Below are 17045 nucleotides of genomic sequence, written 5' to 3' on the forward strand. Positions count from 1 at the left end.
GTGATGGAAACGAACACCCCCCTGCGTCAAGCGGCGATGACGCCCGCAATCCTGCGCGTGACAGTCGCCCGTCTGCTCAACTGGCTGCCGTCACGGCCCGTGTCGCTGCTGGGGGATGAAGTGCCGGCTCTCGCACGCGCACTGCGGCGGGCGGGAGTCAACGTCACTACGGACGGCGACGGCAGCGCCGCAGCCGCCACTGTGCTTGTGAGGGCGCACGCAAGCGCTTCCCCGGCTACGGAGGTGCAACGGTTGCTCACAGGCGTTGCCGGACCGGTTTGTCTGGTAGTGCTGGGTGACGCAGCTGCCCAGATTGATCGCGCGACCTGGGAGCACGTGCTCATCAAGGCGGAGTGGCGCAAGCACCCGCTCAACGAGCGCGTCGCGCCTTACGGCGAACTCGACCGCGTTACCGGACTGTTGATGGTGTCGTTCGAGCGTGTTCCGGCACCGGCACTGGCTGTGTATCCGCTGAAAGCGCTTGAGGAAGAACGCGACCTGCACACCGATATGACGCGCGAGCCGGGCCGGCGATCGGATGCCCACATGACCCGCTACGCACAGGCGGCCCAGTTCATCAGACCGGGTGATCGTGTCATCGACGTGGCCTGCGGCCTTGGCTACGGTTCCTATCAGTTGGCCCACAACAGCGACGCTGCCTCGTTTACGGGTCTCGATGCCAGCGACTACGCGGTGGAGTATGCCAATCTGAATTTTGCGCCGGTGTCACCGACGCCGATGACGTTCGTCGTCGGTGATGCGCAGAACCTGTCAGGCATGGCCGACGCATCAGCTGATTTCGCCGTGTCTGTTGAGACGTTGGAACATCTTCCCGAACCCGACCGCCTGCTGGCCGAACTGCACCGCGTGCTGTCGCCACACGGACGAGTCTACGCAAGCGTTCCCAACGACTGGTCGGACGAAACCGGCGAAGACCCCAATCCGTTCCATTTCCATGTCTACGATTGGCCGCGTCTGATCGCCCAGTTTCAACGCAACGGATTTGTAATCGAGAAAGCCTGGCTGCAGGATGCAGGCGGTGGCCAGAAGCGGCATCTTTCGGCGCGCTCCATGCTGGAGATTGATCCGGCAGTGGGGCCGACCGGCGACGGCGAGTGGCTGCTGGTGCTGGCGCGAAAGGCCAGCGCCGCCGACCAGCCCTCAACGGATCCGCTTGCGCAGGCCAGGACATTGCTGGCCGACGGCCACCCCGAAGCGGCCCTGGCACTGCTCGATGCCGACTTGGATGGATCGGACTCCCTGCGCGATGCGCGAAAGCAGGCGCTTGCTGCTGTCATCCTGATGCTGCAGGGCCAGCGCGACGGTGCCCAGCAGCGCTGGCAACGCGTGCAGGCTGCCGCCCGTCAGGCGCTATCGTGTGCCGGGTCGGAGGCGGCGGCTGCCGGATTGCTTCATCTGGCCGCTACTCAGTGTGATGGAAGCCGAGGTGACCGGCCTGGTCATGCCTACCTGGTGCTGCGCCAACATGCCAGCGTGCTATCCGACCTGCTGGGCGCAGGCGATACGATGCTGGGCGACGGCGAGGATCGCGCGGTCGTGTCTGGACCTGCTGATGGTGCCGAGCAGATCAACATGGGCGCGCGCGAGGTACGTCAGCTGATCGATGCGAAGGCATGGCTGGACGGCAAGTACCACGAGCACATGCAACGCATCAGCGAGTTGGAGAGTCATACGGCAGAGTTGGAACTGGCCCGCCATTGGCTGGACGGGCAGTATCACGCGCTGAACGCAGAGATCCAACGGTTGAATCAGGCCCGCGGGCCGGACGTCGACGGCATTACGTGAGGCCTTGATGACCACGACTGACTTGCAAGAGGTCATGCGTCCAGCACTTCCGTCCCTGCTGGCAGGCGAGCTTGCCGAGTACTACCTGCAGGCAGTAGGGCCGTCGGACTGCGCACTGGTCGGCTCAGCCTTACAGCATCTGCTGCCGCCACTGCGTGCGGCGGGCTGCGCGGTCGCGCACCGGGACATGGCCCTTGCATTCGAGCGTCCAGAACGCGGCGTCATCGCCTGGGGCGAGACACTGGAACAGCGCCAGCAAGCACTGGCACTGGACGCGGCTGTTTTGATGCTAGTCGCACCTGGAGAGCTTCTCAATGAAGCCGCGTTATGGGTGGGTGAGGCAGCGGCTTCCGGCTGGCAGCGGCATACCGCTCAGTTTGCGTTACGAAGTGTCAGCCAAGAGCTCTGCGTGCTGTTGCTCGCCCGCGTCGGTGTCGATCAAGAATCAGACCAAACGCTGTTGCGCGCGTGTTACCACGGGCTGGCCTCCGCCTTGGTCCGCCCTGGCGACAGGGTGCTTGCCGCAGACGCGGCAGACCACAATCTCTGGCGAATCCTGCATCAGCAGGCGCGCTGCGGCTGGCTTGGCGTTGTCACTGACCAACCTGAGCCGTCGGACCTCGGGCCAGACGTTGCCTGGCTGCCGCGTGCGACATGGCAGCCTCAAGCTGCAGAAGCGGACGTGGTCGTCACTTGTCTTGGACACGACGGATCGGACTGGGCGCAGGAGCTCCACGACGTGCAGACAGCACTCGTGCGCAGTGGCCGTCTCGTAATCGCCGTGCCGCTGGAAGACGGACGTCATATTGGTGAGCGTGCCTTGATGCAGGCGCTGACCCAGCATGGGCTCCAGATTGACCGTGCTTGGTGGCAGAGCCTGTCTCGCCCGGTAGGCGTCAATCAGTTTCTGGAGGTGCTGCGTGATGACAGTGGACAGCTCCTGATCGATCCCGACTGCAAGGCGGTCGCCGATGCGCTGGTGCTGCTGGCGGTGAAGACCAAAGGGCCCGGCGTAACTCGCAGGTCGGACTGCCAGTTGCCAAATATCATCGCGTTCCAGCGTGACTACGTGGATGCTAGTGTGGTCAGGCTGATCGTGGCTGATGGTCTACGCATTCATTCGGCTCCCCTGCGCAGACAGTTAGCCCGACAGATCCTGGCCGACGCCCCAAGCGGGTCGGCGGACCATGGAGCCGCGCTGTGCGTTCTTCTGTACGATCCGGTGGCAGTTCAGAGCGATGACCGCAGACCCTTGCTTGACGCTGCTGCGCGCTACATCGAAGTCCCGGCGGATAACCCAACCGTACTCCGCTGGCAGGTTTCGCTCACATATGCGGCGGCCTCCGTGCATCACGCTGCGGGGGAGCTTGAGCAGGCTGCCGCGCTTTATCAGCGAGTGCTCGGTTTCGATGTGCTGGCTTTCAGTCCTTTGCTGGGAACCAAAACAACCGCGGCCGCTACGAGGCTGGGGTGGATTCGTTTTGGCCACGGCGATCTCGTCGGTGCCAAAAATGCCTGGGCACATGGGCTGAACGAAGTTCGCAGGTTGTCTGCGCAGCCAGACTGGAGTGCGGTCGTCGGTGATCCGCAGGCACCGGAAACATTCGCCATGCCTGAGTTTGCCGCTGTCATGGACGAGGCCGCCTGTCTTGCCGCGGCCTTGCGGTTGACCGCGGAGACACCGCTTCGACCTGGTCTGGCCTGGCAATGGGCGAATCGGTCATGGCGTGCGCAGTTGGTCGAACTACGAACCGAGCAGCAGCGCAGGCAGAAATGGCAAGAGCGTCTACAGGACGCGAAGGACTGGCTGGACGGGCAGTATCACAATCTAACCTCTGAGCTGGATCGAGTTACCGAAGAGAACAATAGGTACAGCCAGGATCTTGCAGGAGCAAAAGCGGCCTTCAGGTTGGCATCGCGGCGTGCCACAGTTGAGAAGATGGAGCTTCTGAACAGGATCGAGAGGCTTGAGGACGAGGTCAGACAATTGGATCTTGCTTACGGTCGTGTTGTGGACGCTGCACGCCGGCTCACCAACGCTGGCCAGTTCTTTGTGAGCATTAATCATCAGGCGCCCCTTCCTGGTGATGTCGCTGCAGAGGAAATGAACCGTCTGGCAACAGCGCTGGACCAAGTTCCGTTCAGAAGAATTGTGAGGATGTCTCTGCGTATGTTGTCGTACGTATTCGGTAGGAGATCGGTCAAGTGAGCTGCCAGTTGTCGGCGATCATTACGTTTCATCGAGAGGGCATCCTGGCTCACGCCACGCTGCGCAGCTACCTGCTCTCCAAAGAGCGGGCGCGCGAGGCTGGTGTGAACATGGAGCTTGTGCTGGTGCTAGACAATGCGGACGCCGAAACGACGCGTATCGTCTGTGGACATCCTGCTTTGGCGGGAAATGAACTGATAATTGAAACGACTGTCGGAGACTCTGCACTGGCGCGCAACGTGGGAGTCGACCGGTGCAGCGGTGCTTTTGTGTGCACTCTGGATGGAGATGACCTGATTAGTCGAGACTACTTCCAGCGGCACGTGGAATACTCCGCTGGTATGGCAGAGAACGCTGTCCTGCATCCGGAGATGGTTGTCAGTTTCGGGATGTACAACGCGTTTAATTGGCAGATCGATCAGCGTGGTCAGTATTACTCGCGTGAATCTTTGCTGCTGATCAATCCATGGATTAGTGCTGTTTTTGCACGGCGCAATGTGTTTAGTGAGATCCCTTATCTTGCCTGCTACCCGGGTACCACCGGTTTCGGCTATGAAGATTGGTACTGGAACTGCGAAACGACGGCGGCTGGCTATGAGCATCTGGTTGTTCCTGGAACTGCGTATTTCTACCGTCGGAAATTCTCCGGTTCCGTCAACGAGACGAGCAAAGCCCTGCAGGTCGTAATGCCGCCTAGCAAGCTCTTTGATTTCGAGGGGCTGTCGTGATCCGCCGTCTTATCCAGCTGATAGGCAAAGTCAGCTTTCGCCAGCTGTTGAGCAATCCTCGCTATGAGCTGGGGCGCATTCTCGGTTGGTTTGCGCGTCGCATGGGACGTGTGGCCGATGTGGCGACGCATGGAAATCCTCAGATGCCATCCTGGTTGGTTGAGGAAGCCGTGGCGTTGGCGCAGATCGAGCCTGAGTTGCTGAGTCCGCATGGAGACACCCTTCACTATCAGCACTACGGCATTCCTGTGATCCCCCGGCCGGGCGAGGTCTACAAGGAAGTAATGCAGGAGATCGGTCGAAAGGCCTACTCTCATGTGATGATAATTCCTTGGTTGGTGCCGGGAGGGGCGGATCGTGGCGCGCTCTACCATCTCAAGGCGTGGAGCGAATCGGTTTCTCCCGCGCAGATTCTGGTAATCACCACCGAGCCAAATCCCTCTCCTTGGGCAGATAAGCTCCCGTCCGGTGTCCGATTGGTTGAGTTCGGCCGCCTTGTGGGAGAGTTGAACTTCGACGTTCAAGTCCAGTTGATGATTCGATTGCTGATTCAGCTTAAGCCGGCTGTTATTCATAACATCAATTCACGCGTTGCTTGGCAGTCGATCAAGTTGGCTGGATTGGCGTTGCGCCAGCGATCAATGCTGTTTGCGTCGCTCTTCTGCGACGACTACAACTCAAGCATGGTGCCTGTTGGATACGCGAGAGCGTATCTTCGCGAGTGCTACAAGCACATCGAGACTGTCTTCTGTGACAACAGCGTATATCCGTCCATTTGGTCGCGTGAGCTCGGTGTGCCAATCAACTCCTTCACGGTTTTACCCTTCCCTTATGATCGTGAGTGGAGTGAGTCGAGCGCCACTCTTCAGTCGGTAGACCGCCCACGTGTTCTATGGGCAGGTCGTTTGGATCGACAGAAGAGGCCTGACGTGCTCGCCGCGATTGCATTGAGGTTGCCCAGTTTCCATTTCGATGTGCATGGCGTTGCGGTCATATCTGCGGGAGACCCAGCTGAGGAGCAGCTTAGAAAGCTCCCAAACGTCACCATGCATGGACCATTCAAAAGACTGGAAGATGTTGTTCGTCCAGATCACGTGGCATATCTACACACGTCGGCATGGGAGGGGGTGCCCACGATCCTCTTCGATGTGGCGGCTGCGGGGTTGCCAATCGTGGCCCCGGACGTCGGGGGGATACGCGATTTCGTCGATCGATCCTGGCTGGTCGAGGATTTCGAGGACGTCGCTACCTTCTCACGCAAGTTGACGGAACTGGCAACTTCGACAGAGCTGCGAGCTCAGCTGAGGCGTAGTCAGTATATGAGTCTTGCGCGGGACAGAAGCTGGATTGCGTTCACCTCCAGCCTTCATGGAATCAAGAATTACATGGGTGTTGCGTAGGGCGGGTTGCCCTACGCATCTGCGGATGGATAGTATTTTGCGATGAGGTTTCGCAGATAGGAGTCATTGAACTGAATGCCCAATTCACGTGCAACTGCTTGGCACAGTTCGCTTTCGATCGGGAACGCGAGGTGCTTTTCCATTGGGGCGTAAGATGCCTTCTTGCCTAGCACGTCCTCAAACACGTTCACGATTTCCTGCATTGTCACAGAGCGCGGTGCGGCAATTGATTCGGTCGCTCCAGGAGTTACCAAGCCACGACGAATGAGGGTAGTGGCAATGATTGCCACATCGTCGATGTCGATGAGATTCCTTTCCACCCCGGTCCAAAGGTCAAACGGCTCTCCGGTGCGAATGCGATCAAACAGAAAGTTTGTCAGTGTGTTGGGATTGGTCGATTTTCCCACCACTTGGGGAAGTCTGAAGACAATGCCGTTGCTCTTGATGACGAGCCGTTCCATCTCTCGCTTGTGGGAAAAGTAGGGCGTAGCTGGTTGGTTTGGGTTGGCAACTGCGCAACTGCTGAAGTACACAGTTTGATGGCTGCCATTGAGCGCGGCGCGCAGCATGTCGCGCTCCCTTGCAAACTCGAACCCCCGATGCTCCGAGGAGTTCGAAACGCCAGACGCGAATACAAGGATGCTATCGTCAAGGGCAAAAGATGACGAGAATGCTTTGGCGAGAAGTCCGCTTCCGACGATCATGGATTCTGGCGCTTTTGCATGGAGGTGGCTGCTCGAGCGGTCAAAGGCATACGACAACCTCACCGTCAATATCAATCATGGAGTCCCTTGCCGGGAACGGTTGGCGATTCTCGCAGATCGCAGCGCGGTCTGGAGCGTTTCGGACATGAAGATCTAGGCCGGTCGCTTCATCAAACAGAGCGTCAACTGCCCATCCTACGGCCATGGCGGATGTATTCATGTCCCCTTGAGCGATACCAGGTGCGAGCGGGTGATACCAATTGGCACCTGAGAGGGCGATTCTTCCAGATGCCTCCGGGAACTGTGCGGTTGACCGGAGGGCGATGGCCTGGGCCTGCGCCATATCCCATCGGTTCAAGCGTTGTTGATTGAGTAAAACAGTATTGCTGTGTGCGGCGAAAAGAAGTGCACTTACAGTAAAAAGCGCTCCCGCAAGGATTGAACGCCTCCTTCTGCCGTCCGCGCTGATGATCGAGGCAGTGCCTACGAGAACAAAAGCAAGCGAAACCAATGTACGGGGAACGGGCCACCACGTGCTGGAGAGACTCACAGGAACGAGCGTGATTGCAGTGCCAATTGAGAAAAAGTAAATCGCGAGAAAAGAGTTGCGGAGTTCCTTGCGCCCGAGTGGAATGACGAGCGCTGCAATTCCTGCAAGCAGCGTGAGCTTTGCCAATGGAGACGCAACTGTCTCCGAACGATAGAGCATCTGCGGAATCAGCGAAAGGATCTGAGCGCCGCGCTCAGGCACTTGAGCAATGCCAAGTAGTGACGCGCGGGCATCAGTCGAGAGGCTCAGTGCTTCCCGCAGCAAGGCTGATAATGCAGTATTCGCAACAAGGAGGAGTGCTCCAGTTCCAGCTGCGGCAACCGTTCCCCAGGCTGCTGCCTTGAGGCAGGCGCCTGCTTCTATCTGAGAGCTTGCTGTCTCCTTCAGATGCATGTAAAGAATGGCGGACGCGCAGTAGCACACTGCCAGCTGGTTGAAGCCCATAGCGCCGGTGGCAGCGAGAAGTGCAATAGCCGCGTGCTTGAGCTGATTGCTACATCTGAACTGACGATAAGCGACTGATGAAAGCCACATCAATCCAAACATCATCCCCATCGGCAGTGCGGATTGCCGGAACGTCACGTACTCGCTGTAGTACGAGTGGGCGCCAAGCACCGCAGCCGCAGCTGCGGTAGTGAAGGCGCTGGTTCTGGCGTCTGGTGACAGAACGGAGGCGAAAAACAATCCGCTGAATACCATGGACGCGATCAAGGACACAACTGAGAAGCTCGCCATGTTCAGGCCACTTCCACGTAGCGCTGCTTCTATCAAAGCAGAGCCATAGCGTCCCTGGGAAATGAAGAATGAAATGTTCTCGCCGTCTTGCTGTGCACTGATGATGTGGTAATCGTCAAGAGCATAGCCGGGTGAAAACCCCAGGTACTTTGATACTACAAAAGCCACGACGTACGAAATTACGAACAGCGCGCGTCGATCCAAGCGAAATCGAGTGCCTTCTTCGAAATGCCCCCATGGAACCTGACTGCTCACGAGAATGCCTCATCCAGCGCCCCGTTGGCAGCTGCAAGTACATCATCCATCTCGTCTTCCAGGCCCAGCCACAACGGCATGCGTACAAGCCGCTCTGAAGTTTCGTCGGTTACCGTAAGGGTGCCATGGGTTCGGCCACATTCCATGCCGGCTGGAGAGGAGTGCAGCGGAATATAGTGGAAGACAGCCTGCACGCCACGCGATCGCAATCCATCAATAAAGCGAGTGCGGTGATGGAGACTGGGCAGCAGCATGTAATACATATGTGCGTTGTGAGTGCAGTGCTCAGGAATAACCGGGCGTCTTACTCGGCCAGAGGCTTCGTGTTTCTTTGCCCATTGATCGTAGGTGTCCCAGATCGCCAGCCGACGTTGGGTGATCTCCGTTGCGTCCTCCATCTGGCATGCCAGGAATGCCGCAGTGATCTCGCCAGGCAGGTATGAGGATCCCACCTCCACCCATGTGTATTTGTCTACCTGTCCGCGGAAAAAGCGGCTTCGGTTTGTCCCTTTTTCGCGAATGATCTCTGCCTCTTCAGCGAATCGATCATCGCGACAAAGCAGCGCGCCGCCTTCGCCCGAAATGATGTTCTTTGTCTCGTGGAAGCTGAATGCGCCGAGGTCACCGATGGTGCCAAGCGGGCGGCCCTTGTACATCGACATGATGGCCTGCGCAGCGTCCTCAACAACCGCCAGTCCGTGCCGCTGGGCAATATCCAGGATTTCATCCATCTCGCATGAAACACCCGCGTAATGGACGACGCAGATCGCTTTCGTACGAGGGGTGATGGCAGCCTCGATCAGGCTTTCGTCAATGTTCAAAGTGTCGGCGCGGATATCCACGAATACGGGAACGGCACCCCTCAGCGCAAATGCGCTTGCAGTCGAAACGAAAGTGAAGGAAGGTAGAATGACTTCGTCGCCCGGACGCAGTCGCAGAAGAAGGGCCGCCATTTCGAGGGCTGCAGTGCAGGAATGAGTCAGAAGCGCCGACTGCGCTCCAGTCTTCTCGCGCAGCCATGCATGACAGATTTTCGTGAACGGGCCGTCGCCGGACAGGTGCCCATTGGTATGGGCCTGCTCAATGGCACCAAGTTCCTTGCCCGTCATGAAGGGTCGATTGAAACGAATCATGGAAACACCTTGTAGCTGGGTGGATGGGCTTTCTAGCCTTGGCTGAGAATCAGCAGGCCGACGACAACTGTAGCCAAGCCCAGTGCCTTGGCAATTCCAAAGGATTCGCCAAAAAGAGGGACGGCCATGACACATACAAGTATGAAGTTCAGCGCCATGAATGGGTAAGCTTTGCTCAGCTCAAGTCGGGACACTGCCAGCATCCAGCAAAGCGAGGCCCCAAACGCCGCCACGAATGCAGATAGAACCCAAGGCTTCAGCAGCAACTGGATAACCGATGGAAGCTTGGCGAGTAGTCCGTTCGAAGCAGGCTGGAACAGGGCGGCTTGCCACTTGATGATCAGCTGGCCGTAGCTGGTCAGTATGACCGTCATCGCTACCATCAGCCATGGAAAGACCTGGCTCACTTCTGAATTCCTGAAACTGTGAGGCGTCGATCCACATGGTAGGTATCGTAGGCCTTGAACAACTGAAGGCCAGCCTTGATCCACTGGCGTTGCACGGTGTAATTCCAGATCTGAGTGGACACCGTCAACCTCGGGACACTGGCTTCAGAACAATGACGAATGATGGCCTGCAGCAAATTCCCATAGAGCCCCCGCCGCTCGAAATCCGGTCGAACCGCATTTAGGATGATTTCCATCTCATCCACCTTCGAATCGCAGCTGGCGAAACCAGCGACGACGCCTTCAGATTCTGCGACCCACGTAGCGCTGCCTTCGCGCGATCCGTCCAGAAGGTTCATCGCCCACTCGACATATCCGGAATGGACCAGTTCGGCCGGCAGAAGGGGATTTGCGGCATAGTGGGACCGATAGCCGTTGAAGCCATTTCTGGCGATCAGGGCAACCGCCTCGCTATCGTCCTCGCGTGCTCGCCGGACGTTGGCCGTCGTCGCCGGCTGTGTCAGCGCAGGCACGTCGATGCCGTAATAGACCAATGTGTCGGCGTGAATGACTGCATGCCCTTGGCGCGTCAGTGAAGTGGGGATGAGAGACTGGCCAGCAGGGACTCTGAAGATGATGAGGTCAGCGTCGCTTCGCGCAATCTCAAAGATGACATCTTCGGCAGCGTCGGTTGCGTCGAACAATCCTCGCGCCACTTTCACGCCGAAGCGCTTCGAGTCAAAGGCAGACTCGGTCAATGTTGAGGATGGAGTCATTTCTTCTGCTTCCGAGTGTCTTCCCACACGAGATATTGAGGACGTCCCTTGGACTCACTATGGACCTTCCCCAGGTAAAGGCCAAGCACGCCAATGCTGGCCATGATCAAGCCCCCTACCAGCCAGATCGATGCAACGACACTGGTAAAGCCAGCGACCCGGATGTCACCTGCGGTGTACCTATAAACGCTGAATGCGGCAATCGCAGCTGCCCCTGCGGCGATGATCAGCGCTGCGGTCATGACAAGCCTGAGTGGCTTGTCCGAAAAAGACAACGCAATCCTGGTCGCCATTTTGAGCAGTGCCCCGAACGTATAACCACTCTTGCCTTCGGTTCTCCGACCGTGGGAAACGACGATTTTCCGTGTGTTGAATCCCGTCCAGCGAACCAGCAATGGAAGGAAGCGGTCCGCTTCTGGCATGCGGTTCAAGGCATCAACAACCTTGCGGCTATAAACTCCAAAGTTAGCGGTGCTAGGGTCGTATTCTGTATCCGTCAACCAGCCCAGCGTGCGATAAAAGGCCAAGGAACCCTTGCGTTTCAGCCAGCCGTCCTGTCGCTCAGCGCGCTGCCCCAGTACGACCTCCACGTCACCCTGCAACGCGGCCAGCAACGGGGCAATCTCCTCCGGGATATCCTGAAGGTCACAGTCCATTACTACGACGTGGTGGCCGACGGCGTTGGCCAGGCCTGCGCTGATTGCTGCGTGTTGTCCGAAGTTTCTGGACAGGCGCAATCCGCGCACTTCCGAGCGAAGATTGGCAAGTTCCTCGATTCTAGGCCAGGCTTGATCGGGACTCTGGTCATCAACAAGGATGATTTCATAGGTGCGACCCTCCCGGTCGAGGGTCGCACCTACTCGGTCCACGAGTTCTTCAAGGCATCCCTTGCAGCCATATACGGGAACGACGACAGAAACGTCGAGAATAGTGTCGCTGACGAGATCCCTGCCGGATTCCATGTGCACTTTTGTCCAAGAGAGTTTGAAAATGATGCGATAAGGGTTAAAGCGCCGCTTCCAGCTCCGGCAGGATCGCAAACAGATCCCCCACCAACCCAATATCGGCAATCTCAAAGATCGGCGAATCCGGATCCTTGTTGATCGCGACGATCGTGCCGGCGTCCTTGATGCCGGTCAGATGCTGGATCGCACCGCTGATGCCCACCGCCACATACAGCTCCGGGGCGATGATCTTGCCGGTCTGGCCCACCTGCAGGTCGCTGGGCACGTAGCCGGCATCGACCGCGGCACGCGAGGCACCGACGGCGGCACCGAGCTTGTCGGCCAGCTGGAAGATCACCTTGAAGTTCTCTTCCGAACCGACGCCGCGGCCACCGGAGACCACGCGCTTGGCGCTCTGCAGGTCCGGGCGGTCGCTGGCACCTGCGGCGAGGCCGACGAAGCGGGTGTGGGTCGGCAGGACAGCATCGACGCTGGCTGCTTCGATGGCGGCGCTGCCGCCCTGGGCGGCTTCCGGCCACGAGGCAGCACGCACGGTGGCGACCACGATCTGGTCGGCCGGGACTTCCACGGTGATGATCGCGTTGCCGGCGTAGATCGGGCGCTTGAAGGTATGGCTGCCTTCAACGGTCATCAGGTCGGAGACCTGGTTGACGCCCAGCAGCGCGGCCACGCACGGCATCAGGTCCTTGCCGAAGGTGGTCGACGGGCCGAACACGTGGGTGTAGCCCTCGGCCAGCTGCGCGATCTGCGGCGCCAGCACCTGGGCGATGGCCTGCGCGTTGGCAGCGTTGGCCACGGTCAGGACCTTGGCGACGCCACTGATCTTCGCGGCCTCGGCGGCGACGGCGGCCGGATCGGAGGCCAGCACCACTACATCGACGCTGGCACCGCTGATGGCGGCGGCGGCGCTGACAGTCTTGGCGGTGGCGGCGTTGAGCTTGCCGTCGTGGTGTTCGGCGATGACGAGAATCTTGCTCATTACAGCAGCCCCTTCTGCTTGAGTGCGGCCACCAGTTCGGCCGCGTCCTTGACCATCACACCCTTGCTGCGCTTGGACGGTGCGGCGTATTGGGTGGTCTTGAAGGTATCGGCGGCTTCAACGCCGAGGTCGGCCAGCTGCAGGGTCTCCAGCGGCTTGGCCTTGGCCTTCATGATGTCCGGCAGCTTGATGAAGCGCGGCTCGTTCAGGCGCAGGTCGGTGGTGACCACGGCCGGCAGGTCCACTTCCAGCGTTTCCAGGCCGGCGTCGACTTCGCGGGTCACCGTGGCCTTGCCGTCGGCAATGTCCAGCTTGCTGGCGAAGGTCGCCTGCGGACGGCCCCACAGCGTGGCCAGCATCTGGCCGGTCTGGTTCGCGTCGTCGTCGATGGCCTGCTTGCCCAGGATCACCAGGTCCGGCTGTTCCTTCTCGATCAGCTTGAGCAGGGTGCGTGCGGCGGTCAGCGGCTGGATGGCCTGGTCGGTGATGACGTGGATGGCACGGTTTGCACCCATGGCCAGGCCGTTGCGCAGGTGCGCTTGGGCGTCGGCCGGAGCAATGGTGGCGACCACGACCTCGCTGGCGATGCCCTTGTCGCGCAGGCGCAGGGCTTCTTCCAGGGCGATTTCATCGAAGGGATTGGGGGACAGCTTGACGCCGTCGGTGACCACGCCGGAACCGTCCGGCTTGACCTGAATGCGGACGTTGTAGTCCACCACGCGCTTGTACGCGACGAGGATTTTCATCTGGTACGGGGTCCTTCAATAACGGGGAGAACGTCCGGTCCTGGCGCAGCGACCGGTTCGGGGGTGGGATCCCGATTCTAGCTGGCTTGAGACGACCATGCGAATGCGTATGGTTATGTTGCGATGCGGCATGGCTTGTCCGATTCGAGGCGTCGTTCACGTCGCGCAGGCAGTCGTGAAGACGAACCACATGTATCCTGTGCTGCTGTGCTGGGTGCTTGGTAGCGCGCCCTTGGATGAATTTAGATCAGGAGAACAGGTAGTGCCCACATGGCTTGTCACCGGCGGTGCCGGATTCATTGGCGGTAACTTTGTTCTCGAAGCGGTCGCCCGTGGCATCAAGGTCGTCAATCTCGACGCCCTGACCTACGCCGGCAACCTGAAGACGCTGTCCAGCCTGGACGGCAACCCGAACCACGTATTCGTGCAGGGTGACATCGGCGACAGCGCTCTGGTGACCCGCCTGCTGGCCGAACACCGGCCGGACGCGGTGCTGAATTTCGCCGCCGAGAGCCACGTCGATCGCTCCATCGATGGCCCGGGTGCCTTCATCCAGACCAACGTGGCGGGCACCCTGGGCCTGCTGGAAGCCGTGCGTGATTACTGGAAGGCGCTGCCGGCCGAGCAGGGCGCGGCCTTCCGCTTCCTGCACGTGTCCACCGATGAGGTGTATGGCACCCTGGGCGAGACCGGCAAGTTCAGCGAAACCACGCCGTACGCCCCGAATTCTCCGTATTCGGCGTCGAAGGCCGCTTCGGACCACTTGGTGCGTGCGTTCCACCACACCTACGGGCTGCCGGTGCTGACCACCAACTGCTCCAACAATTACGGCCCGTATCACTTCCCGGAGAAGCTGATCCCGCTGGTGATCGCCAAGGCGCTGGCCGGCGAGCCGCTGCCGGTGTACGGCGATGGCAAGCAGGTGCGCGACTGGCTGTTCGTGTCCGACCACTGCGAGGCGATCCGCACCGTGCTGGCCAAGGGCAAGGTCGGCGAGACCTACAACGTCGGCGGCAATTCGGAAAAGCAGAACATCGAAGTGGTGCAGGCGATCTGCGCCCTGCTGGACCAGCGCCGCCCGCGCGCGGATGGCCAGCCGCGCAGCAGCCAGATCACCTATGTCACCGACCGCCCCGGCCATGATCGCCGCTATGCGATCGATGCGTCCAAGCTGAAGAACGATCTGGGCTGGGAACCGGCCTACACCTTCGAGCAGGGCATCGCCTTTACCGTCGACTGGTACCTGGACAACCAGGACTGGGTCAACGGCGTGCTGGACGGCAGCTACCGTCTGCAGCGCATCGGCACTGCGGCCTGAACCCTGGAGACGACATGACGCAGCGTAAAGGCATCATCCTCGCCGGCGGCTCCGGCACCCGGCTGTATCCGATCACCAAGGGCGTCAGCAAGCAGCTGCTGCCGGTGTACGACAAGCCGATGATCTACTACCCGCTCAGCGTGCTGATGCTGGCGGGCATCCGCGAAGTGCTGATCATCAACACCCCGCACGAGCAGGCGCTGTTCCAGCAGCTGCTGGGCGACGGCTCGCAGTGGGGCATGGACATCCAGTACGCCGTGCAGCCGAGCCCCGATGGCCTGGCCCAGGCCTACCTGATCGGCCGTGATTTCGTCGCCGGCAAGCCGAGCTGCCTCGTGCTGGGCGACAACATCTTCCACGGCCACGGCCTGCGCGACGTGCTCAAGCGCGCCGATGAGCGCGTGGAAGGCTCCACGGTGTTCGGTTACTGGGTCAATGACCCGGAGCGCTATGGCGTGGCCGAGTTCGACAAGAGTGGCAAGGTCATCGACCTGGTCGAGAAGCCGGAGAAACCGCGCTCGAACTACGCAGTGACCGGCCTGTACTTCTACGACGGCAATGCCAGCGCGCATGCGGCCGAACTCAAGCCGTCGCCGCGTGGTGAGCTGGAAATCACCGATCTCAACAAGCGCTACCTGGCCGAAGGCAACCTGCATCTGGAAGCGCTGGGCCGTGGCTACGCCTGGCTGGACACCGGTACCCATCAGTCGCTGCTGGAGGCGTCCAACTTCATCGAGACCATCCAGACTCGCCAGGGCCTGCAGGTCTGCTGCCCGGAAGAAATCGCGTTCGGCAAGGGCTGGATCAGTGCCGAGCAGCTGGAAGCACTGGCTGCGCCGCTGATCAAGAATGGCTACGGCCAGTATTTGCACACGCTGGCCCAGCGCGGAGTGGTTCCGTGAGAGTGATCGAGACGTCACTGCCGGGGTGCCGGGTCATCGAGCCGGCGGTGTTCGGCGATGAACGCGGTTTTTTCTTTGAAACCTGGAATGCGGAGCGCTTCCAGGAACAGGGATTGCCAGGCAATTTCGTACAGAGCAATGTCTCATCCTCCGCGCGCGGCGTACTACGCGGGCTGCATTACCAGTGGCCGCATCCGCAGGGCAAGCTGGTGACCGTGCTGGAGGGCGAGGTCTACGACGTCGCCGTGGATATCCGCCGCGGCTCGCCGACCTTCGGGCGTTGGGAAGCGGTGGTACTGAGCGCTGAGAACAGGCGGCAGTTCTGGATTCCGGAAGGCTTCGCCCACGGATTCGCCGTGCTGTCCGAGCGCGCTCTGTTCAGCTATCTGTGCACGGATGTCTACGTCAAGGAAGCCGATGCGGGTATCCGCTGGAACGACGCTGACATCGCCGTGGACTGGCCGGTCAGTGCACCGACGTTGTCGGCCAAGGACGAGAACGCGCCGTTCCTGAAGGACATCGCGGAAGACCTCCTGCCGGTCTACGTGCCATGACCGTGCTGGTGTTGGGTGGCAACGGCCAGGTCGGCCAGGAGCTGCTGCGCGCGCTGGCCCCGCTGGGGGCAGTGGTTGCCACCACCCGTAGCGGCCAGCTGCCCGACGGCAGCGCCTGCGAAACCGCCGATTTCGGCCAGCCCGACAGCCTGCCTGCCTTGCTGGACCGCGTGCGGCCGTCGCTGGTGGTCAATGCGGCCGCTTACACCGCCGTTGACCGCGCAGAGCAGGACGCTGATGCGGCCTTCGCCGCCAACGCGCAGGCGCCGGGCATGATCGCGCGCTGGTGCGCGGCCCACGGCGTGCCGTTCGTGCACTATTCGACCGACTACGTGTTCGATGGCCAGGGCAGCGCGCCCTACCGCGAGGACGAGCCGACTGCACCGCTGGGCGTGTATGGCACCAGCAAGCGCGACGGCGAGGATGCCGTGCGTGCCGCAGGCGGGCGCCACCTGATCTTCCGCACGGCATGGGTGTATGCATCGCATGGCGCGAACTTCCTGCGCACCATGCTGCGCGTGGGCGCCGAGCGCGATGCGTTGCGGGTGGTGGCCGACCAGGTCGGTACGCCGACGCCGGCCGCGCTGATCGCCGATGTCACCTTGCAGGCGTTGCAGCATCCAGGGCAGCTGTCCGGGACCTGGCACCTGACCGCCAGCGGCCAGACCAGCTGGCATGGGTTTGCCGAGGCGATCTTCGCCGAAGCGTTGGCCACCGGCGTGTTGGCCAAGGTGCCGACGGTCGAGGCGATTCCCAGCTCCGAGTACCCGACCCCGGCCAAGCGTCCGGCCTGGTCGGTGCTGGACAACCGCAAGCTGCAGCAGGATTTCGGCATCGTGCTGCCAACCTGGCAGGACGGCCTGAAGCGGGTGATGGCGGAGCTGGCCTGATGGCCGTAG

Annotated in this window: 16 protein-coding genes; 8 read left to right on the forward strand and 8 right to left on the reverse strand. The window is 60.5% G+C overall.

All coding sequences use genetic code 11. The features are described 5' to 3' along the window. Positions 1-3 precede the first annotated feature (3 nt). From AC5P66_RS11885 to AC5P66_RS11900, 4 genes are read left to right on the forward strand one after another with little or no spacing between them, the layout of a single operon-like run. A complete protein-coding gene (locus AC5P66_RS11885) occupies positions 4-1806 on the forward strand; it encodes a class I SAM-dependent methyltransferase (RefSeq protein WP_495216369.1) in 1803 nt (600 codons plus the stop codon). A gap of 7 nt (positions 1807-1813) precedes the next feature. Beyond that, positions 1814-4015 (forward strand): hypothetical protein, encoded by a 2202-nt coding sequence (locus tag AC5P66_RS11890; protein ID WP_329916033.1) that lies wholly within the window; start codon positions 1814-1816, stop codon positions 4013-4015. Further along, positions 4012-4743: a glycosyltransferase gene (locus AC5P66_RS11895; RefSeq protein WP_346607663.1), complete on the forward strand. Its 732-nt coding sequence runs from the start codon at positions 4012-4014 to the stop codon at positions 4741-4743. The genes AC5P66_RS11890 and AC5P66_RS11895 overlap by 4 nt, the downstream gene beginning before the upstream one ends. After that, positions 4740-6143, forward strand: coding sequence for a glycosyltransferase family 4 protein (locus AC5P66_RS11900; protein WP_329916035.1), 1404 nt, complete (start codon positions 4740-4742; stop codon positions 6141-6143). The genes AC5P66_RS11895 and AC5P66_RS11900 overlap by 4 nt, the downstream gene beginning before the upstream one ends. Positions 6144-6154: 11 nt before the next feature. Here AC5P66_RS11900 and AC5P66_RS11905 read toward each other — a convergent pair whose 3' ends face one another. From AC5P66_RS11905 to AC5P66_RS11940, 8 genes are read right to left on the reverse strand one after another with little or no spacing between them, the layout of a single operon-like run. Beyond that, entirely contained in the window at positions 6155-6910 is a 756-nt protein-coding gene (locus AC5P66_RS11905) for an NAD-dependent epimerase/dehydratase family protein (protein ID WP_478489144.1), read from the reverse strand. Further along, positions 6888-8387 (reverse strand): hypothetical protein, encoded by a 1500-nt coding sequence (locus AC5P66_RS11910; protein ID WP_478489146.1) that lies wholly within the window; start codon positions 8385-8387, stop codon positions 6888-6890. The genes AC5P66_RS11905 and AC5P66_RS11910 overlap by 23 nt, the downstream gene beginning before the upstream one ends. Further along, positions 8384-9520 (reverse strand): dTDP-4-amino-4,6-dideoxygalactose transaminase, encoded by a 1137-nt coding sequence (gene rffA / locus AC5P66_RS11915; protein WP_478489148.1) that lies wholly within the window; start codon positions 9518-9520, stop codon positions 8384-8386. The genes AC5P66_RS11910 and rffA overlap by 4 nt, the downstream gene beginning before the upstream one ends. Positions 9521-9552: 32 nt before the next feature. After that, entirely contained in the window at positions 9553-9927 is a 375-nt protein-coding gene (locus AC5P66_RS11920) for a DMT family transporter (protein WP_329916039.1), read from the reverse strand. Continuing rightward, positions 9924-10682: a GNAT family N-acetyltransferase gene (locus AC5P66_RS11925; RefSeq protein ID WP_329916040.1), complete on the reverse strand. Its 759-nt coding sequence runs from the start codon at positions 10680-10682 to the stop codon at positions 9924-9926. The genes AC5P66_RS11920 and AC5P66_RS11925 overlap by 4 nt, the downstream gene beginning before the upstream one ends. Further along, positions 10679-11644, reverse strand: coding sequence for a glycosyltransferase family 2 protein (locus AC5P66_RS11930; RefSeq protein WP_478489150.1), 966 nt, complete (start codon positions 11642-11644; stop codon positions 10679-10681). The genes AC5P66_RS11925 and AC5P66_RS11930 overlap by 4 nt, the downstream gene beginning before the upstream one ends. A 43-nt stretch (positions 11645-11687) precedes the next feature. After that, positions 11688-12626, reverse strand: a complete 939-nt coding sequence (locus AC5P66_RS11935; RefSeq protein ID WP_099495414.1) for an electron transfer flavoprotein subunit alpha/FixB family protein — start codon at positions 12624-12626, stop codon at positions 11688-11690. Continuing rightward, the gene (locus AC5P66_RS11940; RefSeq protein WP_099486275.1) at positions 12626-13372 is read right to left on the reverse strand and encodes an electron transfer flavoprotein subunit beta/FixA family protein; all 747 of its coding nucleotides are present in this window, start codon (positions 13370-13372) and stop codon (positions 12626-12628) included. The genes AC5P66_RS11935 and AC5P66_RS11940 overlap by 1 nt, the downstream gene beginning before the upstream one ends. A gap of 262 nt (positions 13373-13634) precedes the next feature. On the opposite strand from AC5P66_RS11940, the gene rfbB reads away from it, so the two are divergent. From rfbB to rfbD, 4 genes are read left to right on the forward strand one after another with little or no spacing between them, the layout of a single operon-like run. Continuing rightward, entirely contained in the window at positions 13635-14690 is a 1056-nt protein-coding gene (gene rfbB / locus AC5P66_RS11945) for a dTDP-glucose 4,6-dehydratase (RefSeq protein ID WP_495216374.1), read from the forward strand. A 14-nt stretch (positions 14691-14704) separates the two neighbouring features. Continuing rightward, positions 14705-15592, forward strand: a complete 888-nt coding sequence (gene rfbA, locus AC5P66_RS11950) for a glucose-1-phosphate thymidylyltransferase RfbA (protein WP_065186261.1) — start codon at positions 14705-14707, stop codon at positions 15590-15592. Then, positions 15589-16146 carry a dTDP-4-dehydrorhamnose 3,5-epimerase gene (rfbC, locus tag AC5P66_RS11955; protein ID WP_478489156.1) on the forward strand — a complete coding sequence of 186 codons (558 nt, stop codon included), beginning with the start codon at positions 15589-15591 and terminating at the stop codon, positions 16144-16146. Before rfbA ends, rfbC begins: the two co-directional genes overlap by 4 nt. Beyond that, the gene (gene rfbD / locus AC5P66_RS11960) at positions 16143-17036 is read left to right on the forward strand and encodes a dTDP-4-dehydrorhamnose reductase (RefSeq protein ID WP_478489157.1); all 894 of its coding nucleotides are present in this window, start codon (positions 16143-16145) and stop codon (positions 17034-17036) included. Before rfbC ends, rfbD begins: the two co-directional genes overlap by 4 nt. The last annotated feature ends 9 nt before the right edge of the window (positions 17037-17045 follow it).

The organism is Stenotrophomonas sp. YJH_SMC_122 (genome assembly GCF_059369535.1).

What these genes read in the sequence shown, in the direction of transcription:
- AC5P66_RS11885 (WP_495216369.1), top strand. Translation starts at nt 4, where the DNA reads ATGGAAACGAACACCCCCCTGCGTCAAGCGGCGATGACGCCCGCAATC.
- AC5P66_RS11890 (WP_329916033.1), top strand. Translation starts at nt 1,814, where the DNA reads ATGACCACGACTGACTTGCAAGAGGTCATGCGTCCAGCACTTCCGTCC.
- rffA (WP_478489148.1), bottom strand. Translation starts at nt 9,520, where the DNA reads ATGATTCGTTTCAATCGACCCTTCATGACGGGCAAGGAACTTGGTGCC.
- AC5P66_RS11925 (WP_329916040.1), bottom strand. Translation starts at nt 10,682, where the DNA reads ATGACTCCATCCTCAACATTGACCGAGTCTGCCTTTGACTCGAAGCGC.
- AC5P66_RS11930 (WP_478489150.1), bottom strand. Translation starts at nt 11,644, where the DNA reads ATGGAATCCGGCAGGGATCTCGTCAGCGACACTATTCTCGACGTTTCT.
- AC5P66_RS11935 (WP_099495414.1), bottom strand. Translation starts at nt 12,626, where the DNA reads ATGAGCAAGATTCTCGTCATCGCCGAACACCACGACGGCAAGCTCAAC.
- AC5P66_RS11940 (WP_099486275.1), bottom strand. Translation starts at nt 13,372, where the DNA reads ATGAAAATCCTCGTCGCGTACAAGCGCGTGGTGGACTACAACGTCCGC.
- rfbA (WP_065186261.1), top strand. Translation starts at nt 14,705, where the DNA reads ATGACGCAGCGTAAAGGCATCATCCTCGCCGGCGGCTCCGGCACCCGG.
- rfbD (WP_478489157.1), top strand. Translation starts at nt 16,143, where the DNA reads ATGACCGTGCTGGTGTTGGGTGGCAACGGCCAGGTCGGCCAGGAGCTG.